Source organism: Planomicrobium sp. CPCC 101079, from assembly GCF_007859275.1.
In the GTDB taxonomy this organism is placed as follows: domain Bacteria; phylum Bacillota; class Bacilli; order Bacillales_A; family Planococcaceae; genus Planococcus.
The window spans coordinates 365937-383161 of the sequence record NZ_VOHC01000011.1 but is presented as its reverse complement, the minus strand read 5'-3'; the positions used below and the strand labels follow the sequence as shown (position 1 = coordinate 383161).

Annotated in this window: 24 protein-coding genes; 8 read left to right on the top strand and 16 right to left on the bottom strand. The window is 41.8% G+C overall.

Annotated features, from left to right (window positions below):
* The first annotated feature begins 45 nt into the window (after positions 1-45).
* Positions 46-1218, top strand: coding sequence for an MFS transporter (locus FQV28_RS06395; RefSeq protein WP_146494734.1), 1173 nt, complete (start codon positions 46-48; stop codon positions 1216-1218).
* Positions 1219-1490: 272 nt separating this feature from the next.
* On the opposite strand, the gene FQV28_RS06390 is transcribed toward FQV28_RS06395, so the two are convergent.
* The 8 genes from FQV28_RS06390 to FQV28_RS06355 all read right to left on the bottom strand — a co-directional run bounded on the left by FQV28_RS06390 (position 1491) and on the right by FQV28_RS06355 (position 7991).
* On the bottom strand, positions 1491-1946 hold the full coding sequence (locus tag FQV28_RS06390; RefSeq protein WP_146494733.1) for an SRPBCC family protein: 456 nt from the start codon (positions 1944-1946) through the stop codon (positions 1491-1493).
* A gap of 273 nt (positions 1947-2219) precedes the next feature.
* Positions 2220-2918 carry a Na-translocating system protein MpsC family protein gene (locus tag FQV28_RS06385; protein ID WP_146494732.1) on the bottom strand — a complete coding sequence of 233 codons (699 nt, stop codon included), beginning with the start codon at positions 2916-2918 and terminating at the stop codon, positions 2220-2222.
* A 289-nt stretch (positions 2919-3207) separates the two neighbouring features.
* Positions 3208-3639, bottom strand: a complete 432-nt coding sequence (locus tag FQV28_RS06380) for an OsmC family protein (protein WP_146494731.1) — start codon at positions 3637-3639, stop codon at positions 3208-3210.
* A 255-nt stretch (positions 3640-3894) separates the two neighbouring features.
* The gene (locus tag FQV28_RS06375) at positions 3895-4179 is read right to left on the bottom strand and encodes a PTS sugar transporter subunit IIB (protein WP_146494730.1); all 285 of its coding nucleotides are present in this window, start codon (positions 4177-4179) and stop codon (positions 3895-3897) included.
* Positions 4180-5541 carry a PTS galactitol transporter subunit IIC gene (locus tag FQV28_RS06370; RefSeq protein WP_146494729.1) on the bottom strand — a complete coding sequence of 454 codons (1362 nt, stop codon included), beginning with the start codon at positions 5539-5541 and terminating at the stop codon, positions 4180-4182. It abuts the gene before it with no gap.
* 110 nt (positions 5542-5651) lie between these two features.
* The gene (locus FQV28_RS06365) at positions 5652-6179 is read right to left on the bottom strand and encodes a PTS sugar transporter subunit IIA (protein WP_146494728.1); all 528 of its coding nucleotides are present in this window, start codon (positions 6177-6179) and stop codon (positions 5652-5654) included.
* Between the two features lie 277 nt (positions 6180-6456).
* On the bottom strand, positions 6457-6708 hold the full coding sequence (locus tag FQV28_RS06360; protein WP_146494727.1) for a hypothetical protein: 252 nt from the start codon (positions 6706-6708) through the stop codon (positions 6457-6459).
* A gap of 467 nt (positions 6709-7175) precedes the next feature.
* Positions 7176-7991: an undecaprenyl-diphosphate phosphatase gene (locus FQV28_RS06355; protein WP_146494726.1), complete on the bottom strand. Its 816-nt coding sequence runs from the start codon at positions 7989-7991 to the stop codon at positions 7176-7178.
* 225 nt (positions 7992-8216) lie between these two features.
* Here FQV28_RS06355 and FQV28_RS06350 point away from each other — a divergent pair, with 225 nt between their 5' ends.
* Entirely contained in the window at positions 8217-8807 is a 591-nt protein-coding gene (locus tag FQV28_RS06350; protein ID WP_146494725.1) for a DedA family protein, read from the top strand.
* Positions 8808-8925: 118 nt separating this feature from the next.
* Here FQV28_RS06350 and FQV28_RS06345 read toward each other — a convergent pair whose 3' ends face one another.
* Positions 8926-9582 (bottom strand): helix-turn-helix domain-containing protein, encoded by a 657-nt coding sequence (locus FQV28_RS06345; RefSeq protein ID WP_146494724.1) that lies wholly within the window; start codon positions 9580-9582, stop codon positions 8926-8928.
* A 289-nt stretch (positions 9583-9871) separates the two neighbouring features.
* On the opposite strand from FQV28_RS06345, the gene FQV28_RS19145 reads away from it, so the two are divergent.
* From FQV28_RS19145 to FQV28_RS19140, 3 genes are all read left to right on the top strand, one after another.
* Positions 9872-10015: a hypothetical protein gene (locus tag FQV28_RS19145; RefSeq protein ID WP_186763790.1), complete on the top strand. Its 144-nt coding sequence runs from the start codon at positions 9872-9874 to the stop codon at positions 10013-10015.
* 51 nt (positions 10016-10066) lie between these two features.
* Positions 10067-10345: a hypothetical protein gene (locus FQV28_RS06340; RefSeq protein WP_146494723.1), complete on the top strand. Its 279-nt coding sequence runs from the start codon at positions 10067-10069 to the stop codon at positions 10343-10345.
* A gap of 76 nt (positions 10346-10421) precedes the next feature.
* Positions 10422-10568: a hypothetical protein gene (locus FQV28_RS19140; RefSeq protein WP_186763789.1), complete on the top strand. Its 147-nt coding sequence runs from the start codon at positions 10422-10424 to the stop codon at positions 10566-10568.
* Between the two features lie 269 nt (positions 10569-10837).
* On the opposite strand, the gene FQV28_RS06335 is transcribed toward FQV28_RS19140, so the two are convergent.
* The 3 genes from FQV28_RS06335 to FQV28_RS06325 all read right to left on the bottom strand — a co-directional run bounded on the left by FQV28_RS06335 (position 10838) and on the right by FQV28_RS06325 (position 12969).
* The gene (locus FQV28_RS06335) at positions 10838-11305 is read right to left on the bottom strand and encodes a hypothetical protein (RefSeq protein WP_146494722.1); all 468 of its coding nucleotides are present in this window, start codon (positions 11303-11305) and stop codon (positions 10838-10840) included.
* A gap of 210 nt (positions 11306-11515) precedes the next feature.
* Entirely contained in the window at positions 11516-12586 is a 1071-nt protein-coding gene (locus tag FQV28_RS06330; protein ID WP_146494721.1) for an aldo/keto reductase, read from the bottom strand.
* Between the two features lie 176 nt (positions 12587-12762).
* On the bottom strand, positions 12763-12969 hold the full coding sequence (locus tag FQV28_RS06325) for a hypothetical protein (RefSeq protein ID WP_146494720.1): 207 nt from the start codon (positions 12967-12969) through the stop codon (positions 12763-12765).
* 235 nt (positions 12970-13204) lie between these two features.
* Between FQV28_RS06325 and FQV28_RS06320 the strand changes: the two genes are divergently transcribed.
* A complete protein-coding gene (locus tag FQV28_RS06320) occupies positions 13205-14098 on the top strand; it encodes an SDR family oxidoreductase (RefSeq protein WP_146494719.1) in 894 nt (297 codons plus the stop codon).
* Between the two features lie 87 nt (positions 14099-14185).
* Here FQV28_RS06320 and FQV28_RS19445 read toward each other — a convergent pair whose 3' ends face one another.
* From FQV28_RS19445 to FQV28_RS06305, 4 genes are all read right to left on the bottom strand, one after another.
* Positions 14186-14317, bottom strand: a complete 132-nt coding sequence (locus tag FQV28_RS19445) for a hypothetical protein (protein WP_255472824.1) — start codon at positions 14315-14317, stop codon at positions 14186-14188.
* A 19-nt stretch (positions 14318-14336) separates the two neighbouring features.
* Positions 14337-14681 carry a DUF6176 family protein gene (locus FQV28_RS06315; protein ID WP_146494718.1) on the bottom strand — a complete coding sequence of 115 codons (345 nt, stop codon included), beginning with the start codon at positions 14679-14681 and terminating at the stop codon, positions 14337-14339.
* A 51-nt stretch (positions 14682-14732) separates the two neighbouring features.
* Positions 14733-15173, bottom strand: a complete 441-nt coding sequence (locus FQV28_RS06310) for a hypothetical protein (RefSeq protein ID WP_146494717.1) — start codon at positions 15171-15173, stop codon at positions 14733-14735.
* A gap of 324 nt (positions 15174-15497) precedes the next feature.
* The gene (locus FQV28_RS06305) at positions 15498-15743 is read right to left on the bottom strand and encodes a hypothetical protein (protein ID WP_146494716.1); all 246 of its coding nucleotides are present in this window, start codon (positions 15741-15743) and stop codon (positions 15498-15500) included.
* A gap of 376 nt (positions 15744-16119) precedes the next feature.
* Between FQV28_RS06305 and FQV28_RS06300 the strand changes: the two genes are divergently transcribed.
* Together FQV28_RS06300 and FQV28_RS06295 are read left to right on the top strand one after the other, a co-directional pair.
* On the top strand, positions 16120-16545 hold the full coding sequence (locus FQV28_RS06300; RefSeq protein ID WP_146494715.1) for a DMT family transporter: 426 nt from the start codon (positions 16120-16122) through the stop codon (positions 16543-16545).
* 11 nt (positions 16546-16556) lie between these two features.
* Positions 16557-17222, top strand: a complete 666-nt coding sequence (locus FQV28_RS06295) for a Crp/Fnr family transcriptional regulator (protein ID WP_146494714.1) — start codon at positions 16557-16559, stop codon at positions 17220-17222.
* Positions 17223-17225: the final 3 nt, after the last annotated feature.

Sequence of the window (17225 nt, the reverse complement as noted above, 5' to 3'; positions counted from 1 at the left end):
GAGTCTTTTTTGTCCACCCTATTAAGAAAGGAAGAGAAACCGTTAATGAATTTGAAAGTTTATATCCTTGCCCTAGCTACAGTGGCAGTAGGTCTCGTTGAGTTAATCGTCGGCGGAATACTGCCGACCATAGCAAAAGAATTTAATATCTCCTTGGGGTCCGCCGGACAGCTGATTACAGTATTCGCGCTAGTCTATGCAATTTCGGGTCCTGTACTGCTGGTATTGACCAGCAAAATTGAGCGAAAGAAGTTATATCTTGTTTCCTTGTTCGTTTTTTTCCTAGGGAATGTCCTAACCTATTTCAGTCCAAATTTTGCATTTATGATGGGTGCAAGAGTATTGACTGCTATCAGCACAGCACTGATTGTCGTACTTTCTTTGACTATCGCCGCTAAAATTACAGCTCCTGCCTACCGGGCAAAAGCTTTAGGATTGATCTACATGGGGATTAGTTCGTCGCTAGTTCTAGGTGTACCACTCGGCATATTAATTTCCGAGGCATTCGGATGGCGCATCATTTTCCTGGGAATCGCTGGGTTATCCATCGGATCTATGGTGCTGATTTCTCTATTTTTAGAGCAAATTCCAGGAGAAAATACGATTCCCCTTTCGCAGCAGCTGAAAGCGGTCGGCAGTCCCAAAATCGGAAGTGCCCATTTAGCTACATTGTTTATGCTTGCCGGACATTATACCATTTACGCCTATTTCACACCGTTCCTGGAAACAGCGCTTCATCTCGACTCCTATTGGATCAGCATTTGCTATTTAATATTTGGAATCGCAGCCGTTAGCGGCGGTGCAATCGGCGGCACACTTTCTGATGCCATCGGCGCTCCTAAAAGCATCGTCATGGTCATTAGCGCCTTCGCAATTGTCCTTTTCATATTGCCGTTTTCAACTTTCTCATTGGCTGTATTCATTCCAGTAATGATTGTTTGGGCTGCATTAAGCTGGAGTTTGGCTCCGCCCCAGCAAAGCTATCTTATCCAAACTGACCCTGCATCATCCGATATTCAACAAAGTTTTAATAATTCTGCTTTGCAAATCGGTATTTCCCTAGGGTCTGGAATCGGCGGCATTGTTTTGAACCAAACCGGTTCAGTCTCTAACATCGCTTGGGTTGGCAGCATTATCGCACTCTGCGCCTTATTATGCGCTGCATTTTCAATAAGCAGGCCAGCCATCGTGAGAACCGTCTCTTCTTTTCAGAAATAGCAGCAAGTACGCTCCATTAACCAAGAAAGCAAAGGAAGAAGAGTTTGAACAAGCTGAAGTTCCTTCCTACAGTAATTGAGTTCGACGATCAGTTGAAAGCCCATCCTTTTAACAGGATGGGCTTTTCTTTTTTATGTGCCAGAACAAGATAAGAAGACTAAAACTAAAATCCCTTTTTTCTTAGAGGATGCATCAAACCTAAATGTAAGCATCAGCTTGCATGAACTATACAGCATTAACAAACAAAGGTGGTTTTTTTTGGCTCTTTACCTTCATTTCTTCTTTTCTGCCATCTTTTTTAGTTCGATTGCTCGATTGGTGATAAATGCTGTCATGTATTTTTCCAAGAATAATTTATCTGCCACTTTGCCTACTATGCCTAATGGAGATTTATAGTCGAAGTTATCTCGCATGATTGTACCGGCACCGCTTTTTATAAATTCATGCGTATGCGTAAACGAATGAAAAGCACCAGTTACCATCGTATCCGTAAACGAATGCGGCCGTTCCATTTTTATAATCTTAGCAGTTAATTTTTGCTTTACTCCAAGGTGGGTGGCCTCCCAGGTTACACTATCCCCTTTTTCCATCAATCCTGTCGTCACACCCCCGACAGCTCTTTCTTTTGTGTTTAAAGTGGTTTCAGTATGGACCTCTACATTTCTAGCCAAGTCAAAACAAACCTCAATCGGGGCCTCAATATAAATTTCATGAACAATAACCGGCATTGCTCAACCCTCTTTCTTTTTTCAGCAGCTTTTCTCTAGAATTCAACTTCATTAAGGAGTGGCAGTTTTCACTATGACTGTAAGCAAGACAAAGGAAACCTTATTGGAGGTCTCAAAGAGGGAGATTTTGCATGGAAGAGACGAAGGCGAAAAAATTGCCAATCGTTTCTAGCATTTTTTAGTATACAGCCTCAAAAATGAATACCATTTAACTCTCATCTTCAGCAAAATCCCATGCAAAGCGGTGTAATAATTGAGGCATTAAATCGTTCCTCACTTTTCCAGTACCAATACCATGAAAGCTTTGTCTTTTGCAAAATCCCAATCGACAAACAATTCTCCCACTTTCTTTTCCAACACAGATTCTTCATTGAGAGAGTCCATCAAACGATGTTCTAATGGACGTTTAGCCACCCGCAATTCTTTGACTGCCCCATTTTTGACCAGCTCTTTTTCAATATCAACCATGATGCCTAAACGCTCAATCAGGAGTATGTAGTCATTTAGGCGATAGATTTCTATTTCATCAGGGGTTTTTTCTGTTTTTCGGCTAATATAAAGAACTTTCTCTTTCAACTTTCTTTTCTCTTCGTTTTCCTGCCACATGGTTCTATCTTTTTTATCCTTTTTATCTTTTTCCTCCATAATGGCAATTAGCATACCCGTTCTGTTTTCAAGATTCCAATCCACATATACTTCCTCTACCGCTGCACCTACAATGGCTGTAAGTTTTTTTCGTATATCGCCTTTCCATCCTTCCATGATTAAATCTCTTGTTCTCATGATCTGTTCCAATTCCTTGCGCCTGAAAAAAGTTTCTTCAGTTGGAAAGCTGAAATCCAGGAGGTGGATGATGATAAATGGCTTTTGAATGATCGTATCCACAGATGAAATACTGGCACCAAACTCCTCAATCAATTGCTGTGAAATAAAATGCACAATTTCCTCTGCAAGCAGCTGTTCTTTTACCATCAAACTATCCCCTCTTCCTAAAGGATAAAAAAATAAGTGGACCTGGAAATTTGCCGTTCAAAAAAAAACCGAACAATACGGTTAAGTAATTGTTTGTCTTTTATGGATATGGCTGTATTTTCCGTATACCCTAGTAGTTTTTTTGTAATCCTTCAAAAGCCACTTTCCTTTATCAATCCATTGTGCAATTCTAATAAGAACTATGAAAGGCCGGTGATTAAACCACCGGCCTTTCTTTAAAACTGTTTTATGAAACGGGTTCGTTTAACCGCTTCTCCTGATCTGGGCTTTACAAGGATTCCATTTTTTTAACGGGTTCTTCATTCAATGAGTATTTGTATTGAACTTTAGCATTAATGGAATGAACAACTGTGCAGTAAGTTTCACTTGATAATTTTATCGCACGTTTAACTTTGTCTTCAGGCAACTTACCATTAATATGGTAGATGATAGACATTTCGGTAAAGCGTTTCGGGTGTTCTGTCGCGCGGATACCTTCGATTTCGATAAAGAATTTATCGATCTTTAAGCGCATCTTTTCAAGGACATACACGATATCCATTCCAGTACAAACAGCTGCAGCGTGCAAAAGAACTTCCGGAGGACGCGGCCCCTTATTTTCTCCTCCACTTTCTGGCCCTGCGTCGAGCAAGACCAGATGTCCCGATTCTGTCTTTCCACTAAAAGCCATTCCGCCATCCCAATTTAAAGTCGCCTTCATCACATCATTCTCCTTTTGGAATATCGATAATTTATCAACAAACCTATTAAATGGTATAACTATACATTCCGCAAAACTTCTTCGCATTCCTGCTCCTTACTGCAAATACGTCAACTTCATAGCCTGCAAAACAAAAAAGCCTCCAATTCTGATGTTGCATGGAAAACGCAACATCAGAATCTATGAAATCCCTTTAGATTTGCATAGCTGTTGATTGACTCGCAGGAGAGCATCCTCCTCATAGACGTTTTTGCTTCAGCGTTTTATCTCTGCCAATACTTTTTCATACATGTTGTCTATGCCAATTCCAGTCAATAACGGAACACCGTCAATCACTTTATCTCTTATATTATCGGGCACGAGTGTAGTGGACAATATCACGTCATAGTCATCAATTCTGCCTATTTCATCACTGACTTTCGATTGGTAAATCTTAACTTCATGGCTCAGGTTATTTTCCTTTAGCCATTCCTCCACTTTCCCTTTAACAACTGTCGAGGTTGCAATTCCTGTGCCACACATGATCAATAATTTTTTCATTTAAGCTTTCTCTCCTTCTAGTCTTTCTTCTTTTTGTTGTTGCCGCTTCGGCTTGATTTTATTTTGGTAAATCAATCCTAAAAGTATGATAAGACCTAACGCAATCATTCCGTACCAGCTTAAAATTTTTGGAATCCAAACAAAGATGAATGTTGTCCATACCGCTCCGTCAATTAACGAAGAAATACTGGTATTGGCACCCATTTCAAAATTTGCAGCAGTCGCAGACTGTGTAAAGAGCGGCGCTATCCATGTCGCTATATAGAGGCCCACTCCAATGTATATCGTGCCTCCAATAACCGTTCTGACAATATTGCCTCTGAAAATCGGGACCATCAAGCAAATCAGGAACGGAATAGATGCCAAATCGGCAAAGGGCAGAACGGAGTTTCCAGGCAGCAAGACCGCCAAAAAAATCGTAATTGGAATCAGCAGAAGCGCGGATGACAAGACTGCCGGATGGCCGATTGCCAGTGCACTATCCATGCCGATATAAAGATCTCTTCCCGGAAAGCGCTTTTTAACAAAAGCGCCAGCTGCTTCCGACACCGGAACGAGCCCTTCCATTAATAAGGCCACCATTCTCGGAAGCAGCACCATTACAGCTGCTGTCTGGATAGCCAATTGCAGTATGCCCTGAACGTTATAGCCTGCTAAAATACCGATCAGGATTCCGATTAAAACACCGATAATGGTCGAATCTCCCAGGATGCCGAGCCTTTTCTGGATAGATTCCGGATCGGCTTCCAGCTTATTGAAACCGGGGATCCGGTCAAATACCCAGTTCATCGGCAAGGCCACGAATGCTGAGGGCGCCGATGTGCCGTGTGGAAAAGTGATGTTTTGAAAGCCATAGAATTTCTCGATATATTTTGCCAGGACATCAGCCATCAAATAAAGCAAAAGCAAGTGAACGATAATGGTAAGCACGCCTAGCCAAAAGTCCGAAGTAAGGGCATAAACTAATGAACCAGTTAAAGCTACGTGCCAAAAATTCCAAATATCAACGTTCAATGTTTTTGTTAAGCCGAAAGTCAGTAAAAGTACATTCACCCCAACTCCAAGCGGTATCGCTAAACTTCCGAGCGATGTTCCGTAAGCTATTGCCGCGGCGGCAGGCCATCCAACATCGATGGTGTTCAGGGTGAATCCGAAGTTTTCAACCATTGCCTGTGCGGCTGGCCCCAAACTCTCCACCAGCAGGCCGATGACCAAGTTGATTCCCACAAACCCAATCCCGACGATTAATGCAGCTCGCAATGCCTTGCCGGGTTTTGTACCTAATATTAACGCAAAGATAAAAATCAAAATCGGCAGCAAGACACTGGCGCCAAGGTCAACGAACCATTGCAGAAAATCCATTAAATCCCCTCCTAAATCCGTATTGTGTTTCTAGGCGGCTACGGTGTTCGGATACTTTCAAGAAAGCCCTGTTCTTTTGGCCTTACGATTTGCTTTAAGCGGGATACTTTCTATTCCTTATTTCTCAATAGTTCATTCAGCTGTTCGGCGTCTTTAATTTCAGCCATTTCCATTACCGTCTGCGGATCTTGGAAAAGCCCGACCAATTTTTGCAGCATCTCCAATTGATCCTCCGGAGTTTTTAGCGCAAGCATAAATACCACTTTTACGTCGATTCGTTCGTCATTTCTCCCCATCGCCAAAAATTTCACAGGAGTTTTTAGCGAAGCAAATGCAATTTTTGAGTCGTTTACCATTTCGCCATCAGTATGGGGTATTGCTACTCCAAAAGGCTCTGTCGGCAATCCTGTTGGAAAATCCTTTTCTCTTTGCAGAATACTTTCAATAAACCCTTCTTTCACAATCCCTTTGCCTATAAGCAGTTTTCCCATAGCTTCTAAGACTTCTTCTTTTGAGCCTGCTTTTAAGTCAATTACAACTAAGTCTTTTTCTAATTTCATAGGCAACTCCCCCTTCTTTTGATTGGAAAAATATTTATGTATATAATCTGAATCACCATACAAATTTGAAATACCCAAACTCCTTTACATAGATGGAATTTTCACGCTCCATAACTTATGGAATCTCATCCATAAAACGCTTACATTTTATTTAATTCTATATACAGTCCAGCAACTCCTTTAAGCAGATAAAAAACCATTCAAAGCCAAGCGGTCTTTGAATGGTTTTTTATCTTTGCCTCCCCTTAATCTATATCTCCCTATGTTTTCTATTATTATTTTTAAGTAGTTGGTCCTCCTAGCTAAATCTTTCAATACAGCCAAACTCCCGGAGTGTTACTAGGTTATCCGGCGTTTAATAACCACGCCAATTTTTCTTTGCGGTCTTCCATTCTACTTCGAATTGCCCCCAAGTCCATGGAGGATCCCAATAGCCATCTTCATGCTGTTTTGATGCCAAATACTCTAAATTCAACGGAATAACTTTTTTAAACGTATCGTATAAATCTGAAGAAGGCGAAAAAACGGCTTGGACTGGATGAAGACAATAGGAATCCCACTTTTTCGGATCACTAGTGGCATTTTCTTTGGCCATTTCTTTTAGCATACGGCCTCAGCGCTGCCATTTTCAAATTCATATTCAAACAACACGCGCTCCAATTCGCGGGCAGTATTTTTTAAATGGAATCTTGCTTTTTTATACTGCCCTTGAGAAAGTTCGGTTATAAGCCTTTTTTCAAAAGAAGATCGCGTTTTCTGCGTTGGCAATAAAGAATACGCTGCATCTTATTTCTCACCAATACTGAATTCCACATTCATTATTTTGACTGGATGGATTTTTATCCACTTTGATGTCGATGTTATAAACGATGAACTTTGCTTCATCCGCTTTTTCGTCCTCCACAGAACGTCGGTCTGGTATTTTTTAGTGGCTAAGGCATCATTAGAAAAAGCGAATGCAAAAAAGCAGCGGCCACATTAAAGCGGCTGCTGCCTTAATAAGGTATGAAAATAGCTGCAATAAACTGTCGCGAAAACAAGCATTCAATATTCCATGCACCAAACCCGGAACTTTTAATAAAATATTAGCAAAAGCGTTCCTACCAAAAAGCAATAATACGTAAAATATGTTAATTTCCCTTTTTTCATGATGCCCATAAACCACCGCAAAGCGAAATAGGACATGAAAAGCGTTGCCGTAAATGCTGCTGTATAGGGAATTGCCAATTCCGCTTTATTGGGTTCATCCAAAAAATCAGAAATCCCCAGAACCACTCCACCTAAACTAATAGGGATATAGAGCATAAAAGAAAATCGCAGGGCCGTTTCCTGATTCAGCCCAACTGCTATAGCCGAAATGATGGTAGCTCCGGAACGGCTGATACCCGGCGTTAAAGCCACTGCTTGCCCCAGACCAATAAGGAAGGCGTCTGTCCCCGTCATGGTTTTTTCAGTTTTTAAGCCGTGCCTGTTTCGAATCAGCCATAACGCAATTCCGGTGATAAATAACATGATTGCAATTGTCGTCATGCTGACACTTTCGCCTATCGAATCACTCAATAGAACCCCTAGCAAACCAGCAGGAATTGAACCGATGACGATATAGCAAATGAAACGGAAATCACTTTTGTATTCAGAACCCCTGGTTTTTATGTATTGAAGAGAGTTGGCGGCCAGTCTGATAACATCCTTGCGATAAACAAAGAGAATCGCCAATAGGGAAGCTGTATTGGTTAAAATGGCAAATGTAAAGCCTTGTTCCCCCAGCCCTAACAGCTGGCTCGCTATCATAACATGTCCGCTTGATGATACCGGAATAGGTTCAGTAAAACCTTGGACAATCCCGATGATGACCATTTTAAAAATTAAAAGCATATCAATATTTTCCATATTTCCTCCTTAATTCTATCTGTTACTATAACGAATTAGCGCACTCTTTGTTCCACATTCCCTCCAATCACAGTGTATTTAACAGAATTCTTCCAATTGTTTTTTAACAAAGTTGTTCTATGCGCCTCCGCAAACCTTGTGCTATACTTCCTACTTTGTAAGGAACTATCATTTCAGGAAAGTTTTCATTTTCTGAAAAGGTAAATTCATGGGAGGTAACTTAGTATGGAAGTTCTGATTATTCAATTGATGGAAACTTTAAAAGGGCTCTCGTATTTTGGAATTATGCTGGCATTGACTTTTGAATTTGTCCCTGCAGAACTGGTGCTGCCGCTAGCCGGCTATTGGGTATTTGAAGGCGACTTAAGTTTATATGGCGCAATTCTTGCAGGATCGATTGGCGGAGTACTTGGTCCGCTGACTTTATATGCGCTTGGCCGTTATGGCGGCAGACCAATGGTATTGAAGTTTGGGAGATACTTTTTGGTGACAGAAGAACATATTGACAAATCGGACCAATTTTTCAAGAGATACGGTGGTGGCGTTGCCTTTTTGGGCCGCTTTGTACCTGGCGTACGGACAGCTGTGTCAATCCCCTGCGGCATGGCCAAGATGAACATCTGGAAATTTATCGTTTATACATACATGGCGATGCTGCCTATTACAGCAATCTATGTTTACTTAGGATATCGCCTTGGCACGCAATGGGAGATGGCTGGCGAATTGTTGGGCAAATACGCAAATTACATGCTGCTGCCCATTGCATTGATTATTATCTGGATGATTGCCAAAAGAAAAAAACTGAAATTGCAATAACCATAAAAAAAGAAAAGCCGAGAGATTTCTCCAGCGGCTTTTCTTTTTTATCGGCTTTCTTTTCCATACCGATTCTGCCTCTTTTACTCAAAGCTTGAACAAATTAACTCGGTGTACCTTAAATTCTATTTTCAAGTTTGTTCCCCGCAAGTTGAATTGCCAGGCAATCATCCAAATAGCCTACCGCGAATATATAATCGTGCAATAGATCGAGCGGCAAAATAAAATAAAGCAATGCCCCGCCCATAATGGCTAAGTCATTCTTGCTCCCTTCGGCCAATAGGAATTTTTGATGCCAGAATTTAAGCTGCTGTATATATGGACCAACATTGCCAAAATGATTCACTTTCGCCTCAAATCCGTCTTCTGCCAAAGTTTTCCCTTCATGCGTCTCCGCATACTCTTCAAACGTTTTCAATTCTGCAGAAATTTTATCAGTGGTAATAGATGGATCATGCAGCTGAACTGATTTTTTCAGCAGTTCTACTTCATTTGCCAGAAGAGCTTCGGACGTCGATTTCTTCTCGCTTTTCTTTTCCTTGCCATTTGTTGCTATATCATAGTCTATAGCTTCCACCAGATCATGGAACGGAATTTCTAATGTCATAGAAAGTTTTTTCAAATGCTGAAGTGTCGGTCTTCTTTTTCCGTTGATTATTCGCGAAATGGTAGCTTTATCAATCGCTGTAAACTCCGCTAACTGACGGATCGAATAATCGTGTTGATTCATTGCATCCCGGAGTGCCATTCCTAGCTTGTTTAATTTTTCTGGCATGATTTGGACTCCTTCCTATAATTTGCATCTTGAAATCTAAAGTGAAAGTGATTGTTTATAACTACTTTATCCATACGTTGTTTTTTTGTCAACGCAGTATATGTTGACATTTTGTCAACACCACTCTACACTTTTATATGAATGCTTTTAACTCTCAGCATGCAAAGAGAGGAACAAATTATCGACAACTGAGCATGAGAAACAAATAAAAAAAGCCACTACACAAATTGCCGCCACTTGCCATCGGATCAGTCCTGCTCTTTCACTCATCCAGGATGAATCCGGTGAAATGGAGACGTTTCGCATCTCCGCTGCTAATACATATTCAAATGAATGGAAAGGTATCGGTGAAGTGCTGGAATTTGAATTCGGCGCCAAAAAGGAAATATTAAACAGCTTTTTACCGAACAAGCCTGTTTCCCAAGAACCTTAAAACGGGCTCTATCTTCACTTGCAATTAATTCGAAAGAAAGTAGGTGGTTTCTTGATTACCTGGAATTACGTGGATTGGGGAGGAAGCATAGACCAAGGGCTGACAAATACGGGTTTTCCTGTATACGAAGTAGAAATCAAGGGATGGAATGACAATCAAAATTATTCCGATTTGGAAGATTTGCTCATCATCCGGGTTGTACATACATATTCTTCTGTGGAAGCAAAAATGATCTACCTTCATCCGGACGCCAAATGCAATTTGAAGGTTCGGAAATTGGCTAAAGAGACGCAAAATTATTTGGTCGATGCCATACAAGTTAATGGTTGATGGACAACTCCACCCTTCCGCTTCAGTAGGCATTCCCTTCCAAAAGAAAGCAGGACTTCACAATAAGGAGGCCAATATGAAAAAAATAAACAATGACACCCTGAACGCCCTATTGGGGATTTTAACAACAGTCTTGCGCCTCTTTATTGGATTGCAGATTGTCAGCGGAGTTTTATATGCAGTAGCGGGGTTGTACTATTCTATAACGTATCTGCTGTTCTAAAAAGGCAGCTTTATAGGAAAAAAGCTGTTTTTTTAGAAAATACCTTCAGAAAATATATCAACGTTGGTAGTCCTCTGTGAACTTAAAGTAAAAATGTGTAGTTCTTTTCAAGCTTTCCAAATTTCCTGCCACAGCTTTTTCTGGACAAAAAATAACGCAGCATCTCCCCTGCTTTTTCTTGTTGTCCGCATGCTACATATGCGCCGAGCACTTGATTGAAGTCTTTCTTGCAGTAAAAGACTTCTTCATATCCTTCAATTCAAAAACCTTCAATCCCAGCCTATTACTGTGTATTCTTCATTCTCTAATGATAAAGCATAAAGCTGATTGGCGCATAGATTAGATAGTATAAGTTGTTCCTGGCTGGTTTTTGGCATTTTAAACTTCACATTCCGGGAATGTTGGATCCAGAAAAAAGTGATATAATGCTCTATTTCCCTTAGGAACTCTTCAATATGGGAGGTATAATGTTTTGCGGAAATTCTGAGCAGTTTGAATGAATCGTTTTCATCCAGCACGTCAGCCCTTTTCAAACTTTTTTCCACGGGCAGGCGCGGAACACATAATATCAACGAAAAACTTCCGTTCAGCAGTCCGCTCAGGATTTTAGCGTATGGAACACTATGTATTTCAATCAATTTATCTGGCATTTCATTTGTTCTAAAGGGAAGTCCGAACTCATACTCAAAGCGGTCCTCTAATTTTTCTAAGTCTGATTTTGTAAACACTTTTTCCATGTCCATCTCCCAGTTCTTATGTAATGGCATCTTTGTATGCAGCTATATGCCGGAGAAGCAAACGCCCTCATTGTTCTCCTCATGTATCCAGTATAAATTATTACTCAATAAGCTATCGCTCCTAGTTACGAATCTTTTTAAAGCAAAAGAAAAAAACCCCGGATCCAGTGTGGATTTATACCACCGTCTCCAAGGAATTCTTTTGTAATGTCAATCATCCAATCCCATTGATTGTTTGTAGCCTCGGAGATAAGGGATTTCCGATGGGCTTGCCATTTCCAGGGCACTCATCGCACGGTGCCATAGTGGATAAATCGGCACTGGACGAGCGACCGACTCAATCTTATCGTGTTCATCCTGGGTCAACTTGATCTCGAATGATGCAATATTTTGCTTCAGCTGCTCTTCGTTGCGCGCAGCTATAACAATCGGGCCGACGTTCGGGCGGTCTCTAACCCACGAATAAGCGATTTGCGGTACGCTGGCACCGTGATTTGCTGCAACTTCCTCCAAAGCATCAATCACGTTGTACAGGCGTTCCTGGTCCTGGACCCAAGGTTCCGGCCATCCGCCGCCTTGTCGGGTGTTTTCTGGAGCTTGTTTGTTTCGCCCGATTTTGCCGTTCAGCAGCCCTTCTCCGAGCGGACTCCAAATCATTGACCCGATGCCCAATTCTTTCCCTGCCGGCAACAGTTCATATTCCGCTTCCCTTGCTTCTGGCGTGTAGTAGATCTGCTGTGTTATTGGCGGAATGTAACCGGGTTGCTGGGCTATAGAGTAGGTTCTTGCAAGTGCCCAGCCGCTATAGTTGGATACACCCCAATGGCGGATTTTTCCGGACTTGACCAGGCTCGTCATTGTTTCCACGGTTTCTTCTATCGGCGTTTGCCCATCCCAGAGATGGACGAAATACAAGTCGAGATAATCTGTGCCAAGACGCTCCAGTGATTGGTCGATGGAAGTTAAGATATTATTTCGGGAAGCGCCTTGGGCATTTGGGTTATCTCCCAATGGAAAGCCGGTTTTGGACGTAAGCAATACTTCATCCCGGCGCCCGCGGATAGCTGATCCAAGAACGCGTTCAGCATCACCCTTAGAATAAAGATTCGCTGTATCGAACATATTGATACCGGCTTCCAAAGACAGATCCACCATTCTGCGTGCTTCCTCTTCTTTTACATTTCCGGCTGCTTCAAAACCATTCGTCCCGCTGAAAGGGACAGTACCAAGTATGTATTTGGGGACACGCAAGCCTGAACTTCCTAGATAAATGTATTCCATGATATCCTCCTAAAGTTAATAATTGTTTTATCTGTTGGACACATTAGTAGGATACCCGGCACTCCAGATAGTAAACGAACCGTCCGGCTGCAGCGCAATGAACAGCTAGCCAACTTCTTGGCATACTGAAAAAACGCTAATCTTTTCGATTAGCGTTTTTATTATGGTTCCGCATGTTAATCTTCGTCCTGGTCTTCCACTACATCTTCTTCTAATTCTTCATTTGTATCTTCTTCACCTGCGGGCTCTTCTGTATCATCGTCTCCCCCAACAGCAGGGTTATCATTTTGCAGATCATCGTTATCATTGCTTGGAGAGCTGCAGGCGGCTAGCAAGAGAGACAAAAAGCCGATTAAACTTAGCTGTTTCAGTTTTGAAATCACACCTTTACCTCCTTAAACCGTTCTTTTTACTCTCTATACCCCATATTTATCATTCAAAGCATTTATTCTCAAAATCGAAATCATTCCTTCTCCATGTCGAAAACCTAGTTTCAATTCTATTCGCAAATGGGTGTACTGTTGCCTTTTATATCGCCTTTTATATACATGTTTAATTTTGTAATTACGTGGTAGCCATAGAAAGTAACCATTAAATCCATTTCTAGGAGATGTTAAAATGTCGAAGCTTACAAACCCAACCACTCAATACTCTACGGAAAATTTTCCGAAGCAATACCAGGAACCGCCAGCGCTTCAAAATCAAATGGATCCCCTGCCGGATTGCGGCGAAACAAGTTATGCAGGTTCCGGGCGCTTAACAGGACGGAAAGCGCTTGTAACGGGCGGTGATTCAGGTATCGGCCGTGCAGCTGCAATCGCTTATGCCAGAGAAGGCGCTGATGTCGCGATAAACTATTTGCCGGTAGAACAGCCAGATGCAGACGAAGTAAAAAAGCTGATTGAAGCTGAAGGGCGAAAAGCGGTACTGATACCGGGAGATTTAAGCGATGAAGCTTTCTGTAAAGAACTTGTGGAACAGGCAAACACAGAACTTGGAGGACTGGACATTCTCGCGCTAGTTGCCGGAAAACAGCAAGCCGTCAAAAGCATTTTGGACTTGCCGACCGAACAGATGGAAAAAACCTTCCAAGTCAACGTATTTTCATTATATTGGACAGTGAAAGCTGCATTGCCATATCTTCCGGAAGGGGCTTCGATCATCACCACTTCTTCTGTCGAAGGGTTTGACCCGAATCCGATTTTGCTGGATTACGCTGCTACAAAATTCGCGATTATCGGCTTTACAAAAGCACTATCCAAACAACTCGCGGAAAAAGGAATTCGCGTGAATTCGATCGCACCAGGTCCAATTTGGACGGCTTTACAAATCTCAGGCGGCCAACCGCAAGAAAACATCCCGGAATTCGGCAAAAGCACACCTGCCACACCTATCGGCCGCGCTGGCCAACCAGCAGAACTTGCGGCTACTTATGTTTTTTTAGCTTCGACGGATTCGAGCTATGTGACGGGGCAAGTGTATGGCATTACTGGAGGCATGCCGACCGCTTAAAAATCTATAAATTTTAATAGAAAGAGCTTATAGAGTCCGGCCGGATTGGCTCTATAAGCTCTTTTATTTGTCCTGCCGATACACCGGCTACAAATTCAACTTCAAACTCCAGCCTTTCTGTATCAAATCCACTCTTTCGCATCCCAGTTTTTCAAAGAACTGAATCGCTTCTTTGCTCGAGTTCCACTGAAGCCAAGCGGCATCTACTGTTTGTTCCATGAGGACGCGTGCAATGGACTTATTTCATACTTGCCTTAATGTTGGTTGGAATCATCACTACGGATGTGGTCAAATCGACAGGCTGAAATGTCGGATCAATGCATTCGTTCCAAAATGCCAAGTGCTTTTCATCAACCCAATGAGTGGAAGATTCTACAGATTGTCCGCCTTCGCCTTGAATGGAATACCAGTATAAATATTCCTTGCCTTCCAGCGTTTCTCTAAATATTGTTTCTACGTACATTTTTTCACCTTCTAATGTGACCAGTACATCATCCAAGTGTTCGTTCAAAAATTCCAACCACTCATCCACTTTCGCTGTTTTCCCTTCTTTCACACGGAAGCGCGTTAACTCAATATTCATAGGTTCTCCCCCTTTTTCTTTAAGCCAGCAGGACTTTCTATATCAAATAAATCACTCTTGTTTGATCTGTTCATCGATTTCTTCCGCAGTCTTCCCGACCAAGGAATAGGGTTGGCCAATTAAAGGGCCATTAGAATGCGGAAAAGAAATTCCGCCAATCACTTCTTGATCAGACAAGTATACGGTGGCATTTGTTTTTCCTCTATCTGAAGCATCATCCAAAGGGTGATCCTTTATAATAAAACTGACTGCCACAATCGCTTTGTTTGTATAAGCTTCCGGCTTGGTGGACTGTACATCCCAAATGCCTGACCAAGGTTGGTCCAATAGCTGGGAAGCGGAATATTTGAAAGAACTTTCATCTTCAATTGAAATCACAGTGTATCCTTGCTCTTCGAGATACTTGGCAGCCCGTTCTTCATTTTCGCTTAACTGAATGGAGCCCTCACACCCTGCAACTATAAATAGCAGGATCAGTCCAAAACGCTTCAATATATCTACTCCTTTCGCTGCCTTTGAAAAGCAGCTTTTCCACACAGCAGCTCAAATAAAACGCTATCTGTTCCACAGTAGTTCTAAAGCTCATAAGGTTGTGGATAAGATAAGGTAAAATCTTCGACCAAACAATATTTCCGACTATTTAATATTTTACTAATAATACCATAATTGTAAACTGTAAACCTCACCAAAATTAGTTTTCATTCACCATGTTCATAAAACAAAAAGTATAAAAAAAGACCGGTAGCTATGAAAAGCCATCGGTCCTTGATATTGTTTGTTTTTCGTCTGTTAGAGCTCCCATAAAAGGCAATTCGCTTACTCTTTTTTCGTGACATCTATCGCCGCAGTATTGTTGTACAAGTATGAAGCCGGCGAAGAGCGGGTATCTTGGCCATCGGAATCTAGTTCTTTATTGAGTTCCAAATTTGCTTCTTCAGTTTCGGTCAAAAACTCCTTCGTTTCATTACTGACTTCTTGCTGCTTGCCATTGAATTTTTCGTTGAGTTCCTGGTTGGCACTTTCGGCTTCCGTATTTTTTTGAAGCTTTTTTTTATCCGACATTTCCCTGCCTCCTTAGGTTTTTGATCATTCATCTTTTCCCTTTTCATCACGTTTCACACACTCTTTCAAAGAATTTACAAAACGGATACAATCCGGCTTTGACAATTGTTTCTCATTCACATCACTTTAAGAACATCGGATAGGAACAAAGGCTAGGTCAAGATGATGAAAAATACAAGTCTTATAAATCAAAAATCGGCATGCTATAATGGAAGTATAAGGAAAGACTCACTATGACGGAATTTCAGATGAAGAAGGGGATGGTTCAAACCATCTCCTTTTTTTGATTATAAATCATTCTTAAGATAGGACATGTGTCCTTTCTTTCTTAATTCCATCCTTGTAAATTGAAAGTATAGAAAGGTGCGTGGATTTCATGAAAGGAATTTTGTTTGCGCTCGCTGGCGGCTTTTTTCTGACATTCCAAAGTGTCGCCAATGCGACGATAAGCGATCAAATCGGCACGTGGCAGGCTGCTGCGATGACCCAATTGACTGGCTTTTTGCTGGCTATGCTTATCGTGGTCATTATTAAAGACCGCTCGTACGGGCAGTTAAATCAGGTATCGCCACTGTATGCATCCGGCGGCCTGTTGGCAGCCATTGTACTTTTCAGCAACATGACCGCAGTCCACAAGATGGGCGTAACGCTGACAATCGGGATTTTCTTGATCGCGCAGCTTGTCATGGCGATTCTAATAGACAGTAAAGGCTGGTTTGACATGTCCAAGGAGAAAATTGGCCGGACGCAAATCGTTGGGGTATTGTTAATGGTTTTGGGTGTAATGATTTTGAAATGGTGAGGAGGAGCAAAATGGACCGGCGTGTAACGAATTATCTGCAGCAGTTTCAGGTATCTGACTTGTTTCCGGTTTTAGTCCAACAAGAAATGTATGTTGCAACATACGCAAGTTGTGAACGTTTATTCTCACAATGCGACGAAGCAGATACGCTTTATTTTCTTGTTGAAGGCAAACTGAAAATTTCCATGTTGTCTCCTGAAGGGAAGCGCCTCATCTTGGCGTTTAAGACACCATTTGATATTGTTGGAGATATTGAATATGTGAGGAATTGCCGATTTATCAATACAGTGGAGGCCGTAACGGATATTGTGGTGATCGGAATTCCATATGCTGCCCTTCGAAAAGATATGTCAGGTAATGCGGCATGGCTGAAATTTTTACTTGATACCATTACTAAAAAATTTGAAACGAAAACCCGGGCGATGAACTTTAGCCTCCTTTATGCGGTGGATGTCCGAGTAGCAAGTTACCTGCTTTCCATGACGCCAACCCAGCCAATGGTCGATTCCACCTCGTTAGTAGATATGGCGGATTTAATCGGCACTAGCTACCGCCATCTCAACCGGGTCTTGCACCAATTTGAAAAAGCCGGATGGATCATGAAAAAGCGCGGGAAAATCACCTTGCTTGACCGGGCTGCCTTGCTGCAACAGGCCGGTCACAACATTTACGAATAGGAG

What these genes read in the sequence shown, in the direction of transcription:
- FQV28_RS06395 (WP_146494734.1), top strand. Translation starts at nt 46, where the DNA reads ATGAATTTGAAAGTTTATATCCTTGCCCTAGCTACAGTGGCAGTAGGT.
- FQV28_RS06390 (WP_146494733.1), bottom strand. Translation starts at nt 1,946, where the DNA reads ATGCCGGTTATTGTTCATGAAATTTATATTGAGGCCCCGATTGAGGTT.
- FQV28_RS06385 (WP_146494732.1), bottom strand. Translation starts at nt 2,918, where the DNA reads ATGGTAAAAGAACAGCTGCTTGCAGAGGAAATTGTGCATTTTATTTCA.
- FQV28_RS06380 (WP_146494731.1), bottom strand. Translation starts at nt 3,639, where the DNA reads ATGAAGGCGACTTTAAATTGGGATGGCGGAATGGCTTTTAGTGGAAAG.
- FQV28_RS06375 (WP_146494730.1), bottom strand. Translation starts at nt 4,179, where the DNA reads ATGAAAAAATTATTGATCATGTGTGGCACAGGAATTGCAACCTCGACA.
- FQV28_RS06370 (WP_146494729.1), bottom strand. Translation starts at nt 5,541, where the DNA reads ATGGATTTTCTGCAATGGTTCGTTGACCTTGGCGCCAGTGTCTTGCTG.
- FQV28_RS06360 (WP_146494727.1), bottom strand. Translation starts at nt 6,708, where the DNA reads ATGCTAAAAGAAATGGCCAAAGAAAATGCCACTAGTGATCCGAAAAAG.
- FQV28_RS06355 (WP_146494726.1), bottom strand. Translation starts at nt 7,991, where the DNA reads ATGGAAAATATTGATATGCTTTTAATTTTTAAAATGGTCATCATCGGG.
- FQV28_RS06350 (WP_146494725.1), top strand. Translation starts at nt 8,217, where the DNA reads ATGGAAGTTCTGATTATTCAATTGATGGAAACTTTAAAAGGGCTCTCG.
- FQV28_RS06345 (WP_146494724.1), bottom strand. Translation starts at nt 9,582, where the DNA reads ATGCCAGAAAAATTAAACAAGCTAGGAATGGCACTCCGGGATGCAATG.
- FQV28_RS19145 (WP_186763790.1), top strand. Translation starts at nt 9,872, where the DNA reads ATGGAGACGTTTCGCATCTCCGCTGCTAATACATATTCAAATGAATGG.
- FQV28_RS19140 (WP_186763789.1), top strand. Translation starts at nt 10,422, where the DNA reads ATGAAAAAAATAAACAATGACACCCTGAACGCCCTATTGGGGATTTTA.
- FQV28_RS06335 (WP_146494722.1), bottom strand. Translation starts at nt 11,305, where the DNA reads ATGGAAAAAGTGTTTACAAAATCAGACTTAGAAAAATTAGAGGACCGC.
- FQV28_RS06330 (WP_146494721.1), bottom strand. Translation starts at nt 12,586, where the DNA reads ATGGAATACATTTATCTAGGAAGTTCAGGCTTGCGTGTCCCCAAATAC.
- FQV28_RS06320 (WP_146494719.1), top strand. Translation starts at nt 13,205, where the DNA reads ATGTCGAAGCTTACAAACCCAACCACTCAATACTCTACGGAAAATTTT.
- FQV28_RS19445 (WP_255472824.1), bottom strand. Translation starts at nt 14,317, where the DNA reads ATGGAACAAACAGTAGATGCCGCTTGGCTTCAGTGGAACTCGAGCAAA.
- FQV28_RS06315 (WP_146494718.1), bottom strand. Translation starts at nt 14,681, where the DNA reads ATGAATATTGAGTTAACGCGCTTCCGTGTGAAAGAAGGGAAAACAGCG.
- FQV28_RS06305 (WP_146494716.1), bottom strand. Translation starts at nt 15,743, where the DNA reads ATGTCGGATAAAAAAAAGCTTCAAAAAAATACGGAAGCCGAAAGTGCC.
- FQV28_RS06300 (WP_146494715.1), top strand. Translation starts at nt 16,120, where the DNA reads ATGAAAGGAATTTTGTTTGCGCTCGCTGGCGGCTTTTTTCTGACATTC.
- FQV28_RS06295 (WP_146494714.1), top strand. Translation starts at nt 16,557, where the DNA reads ATGGACCGGCGTGTAACGAATTATCTGCAGCAGTTTCAGGTATCTGAC.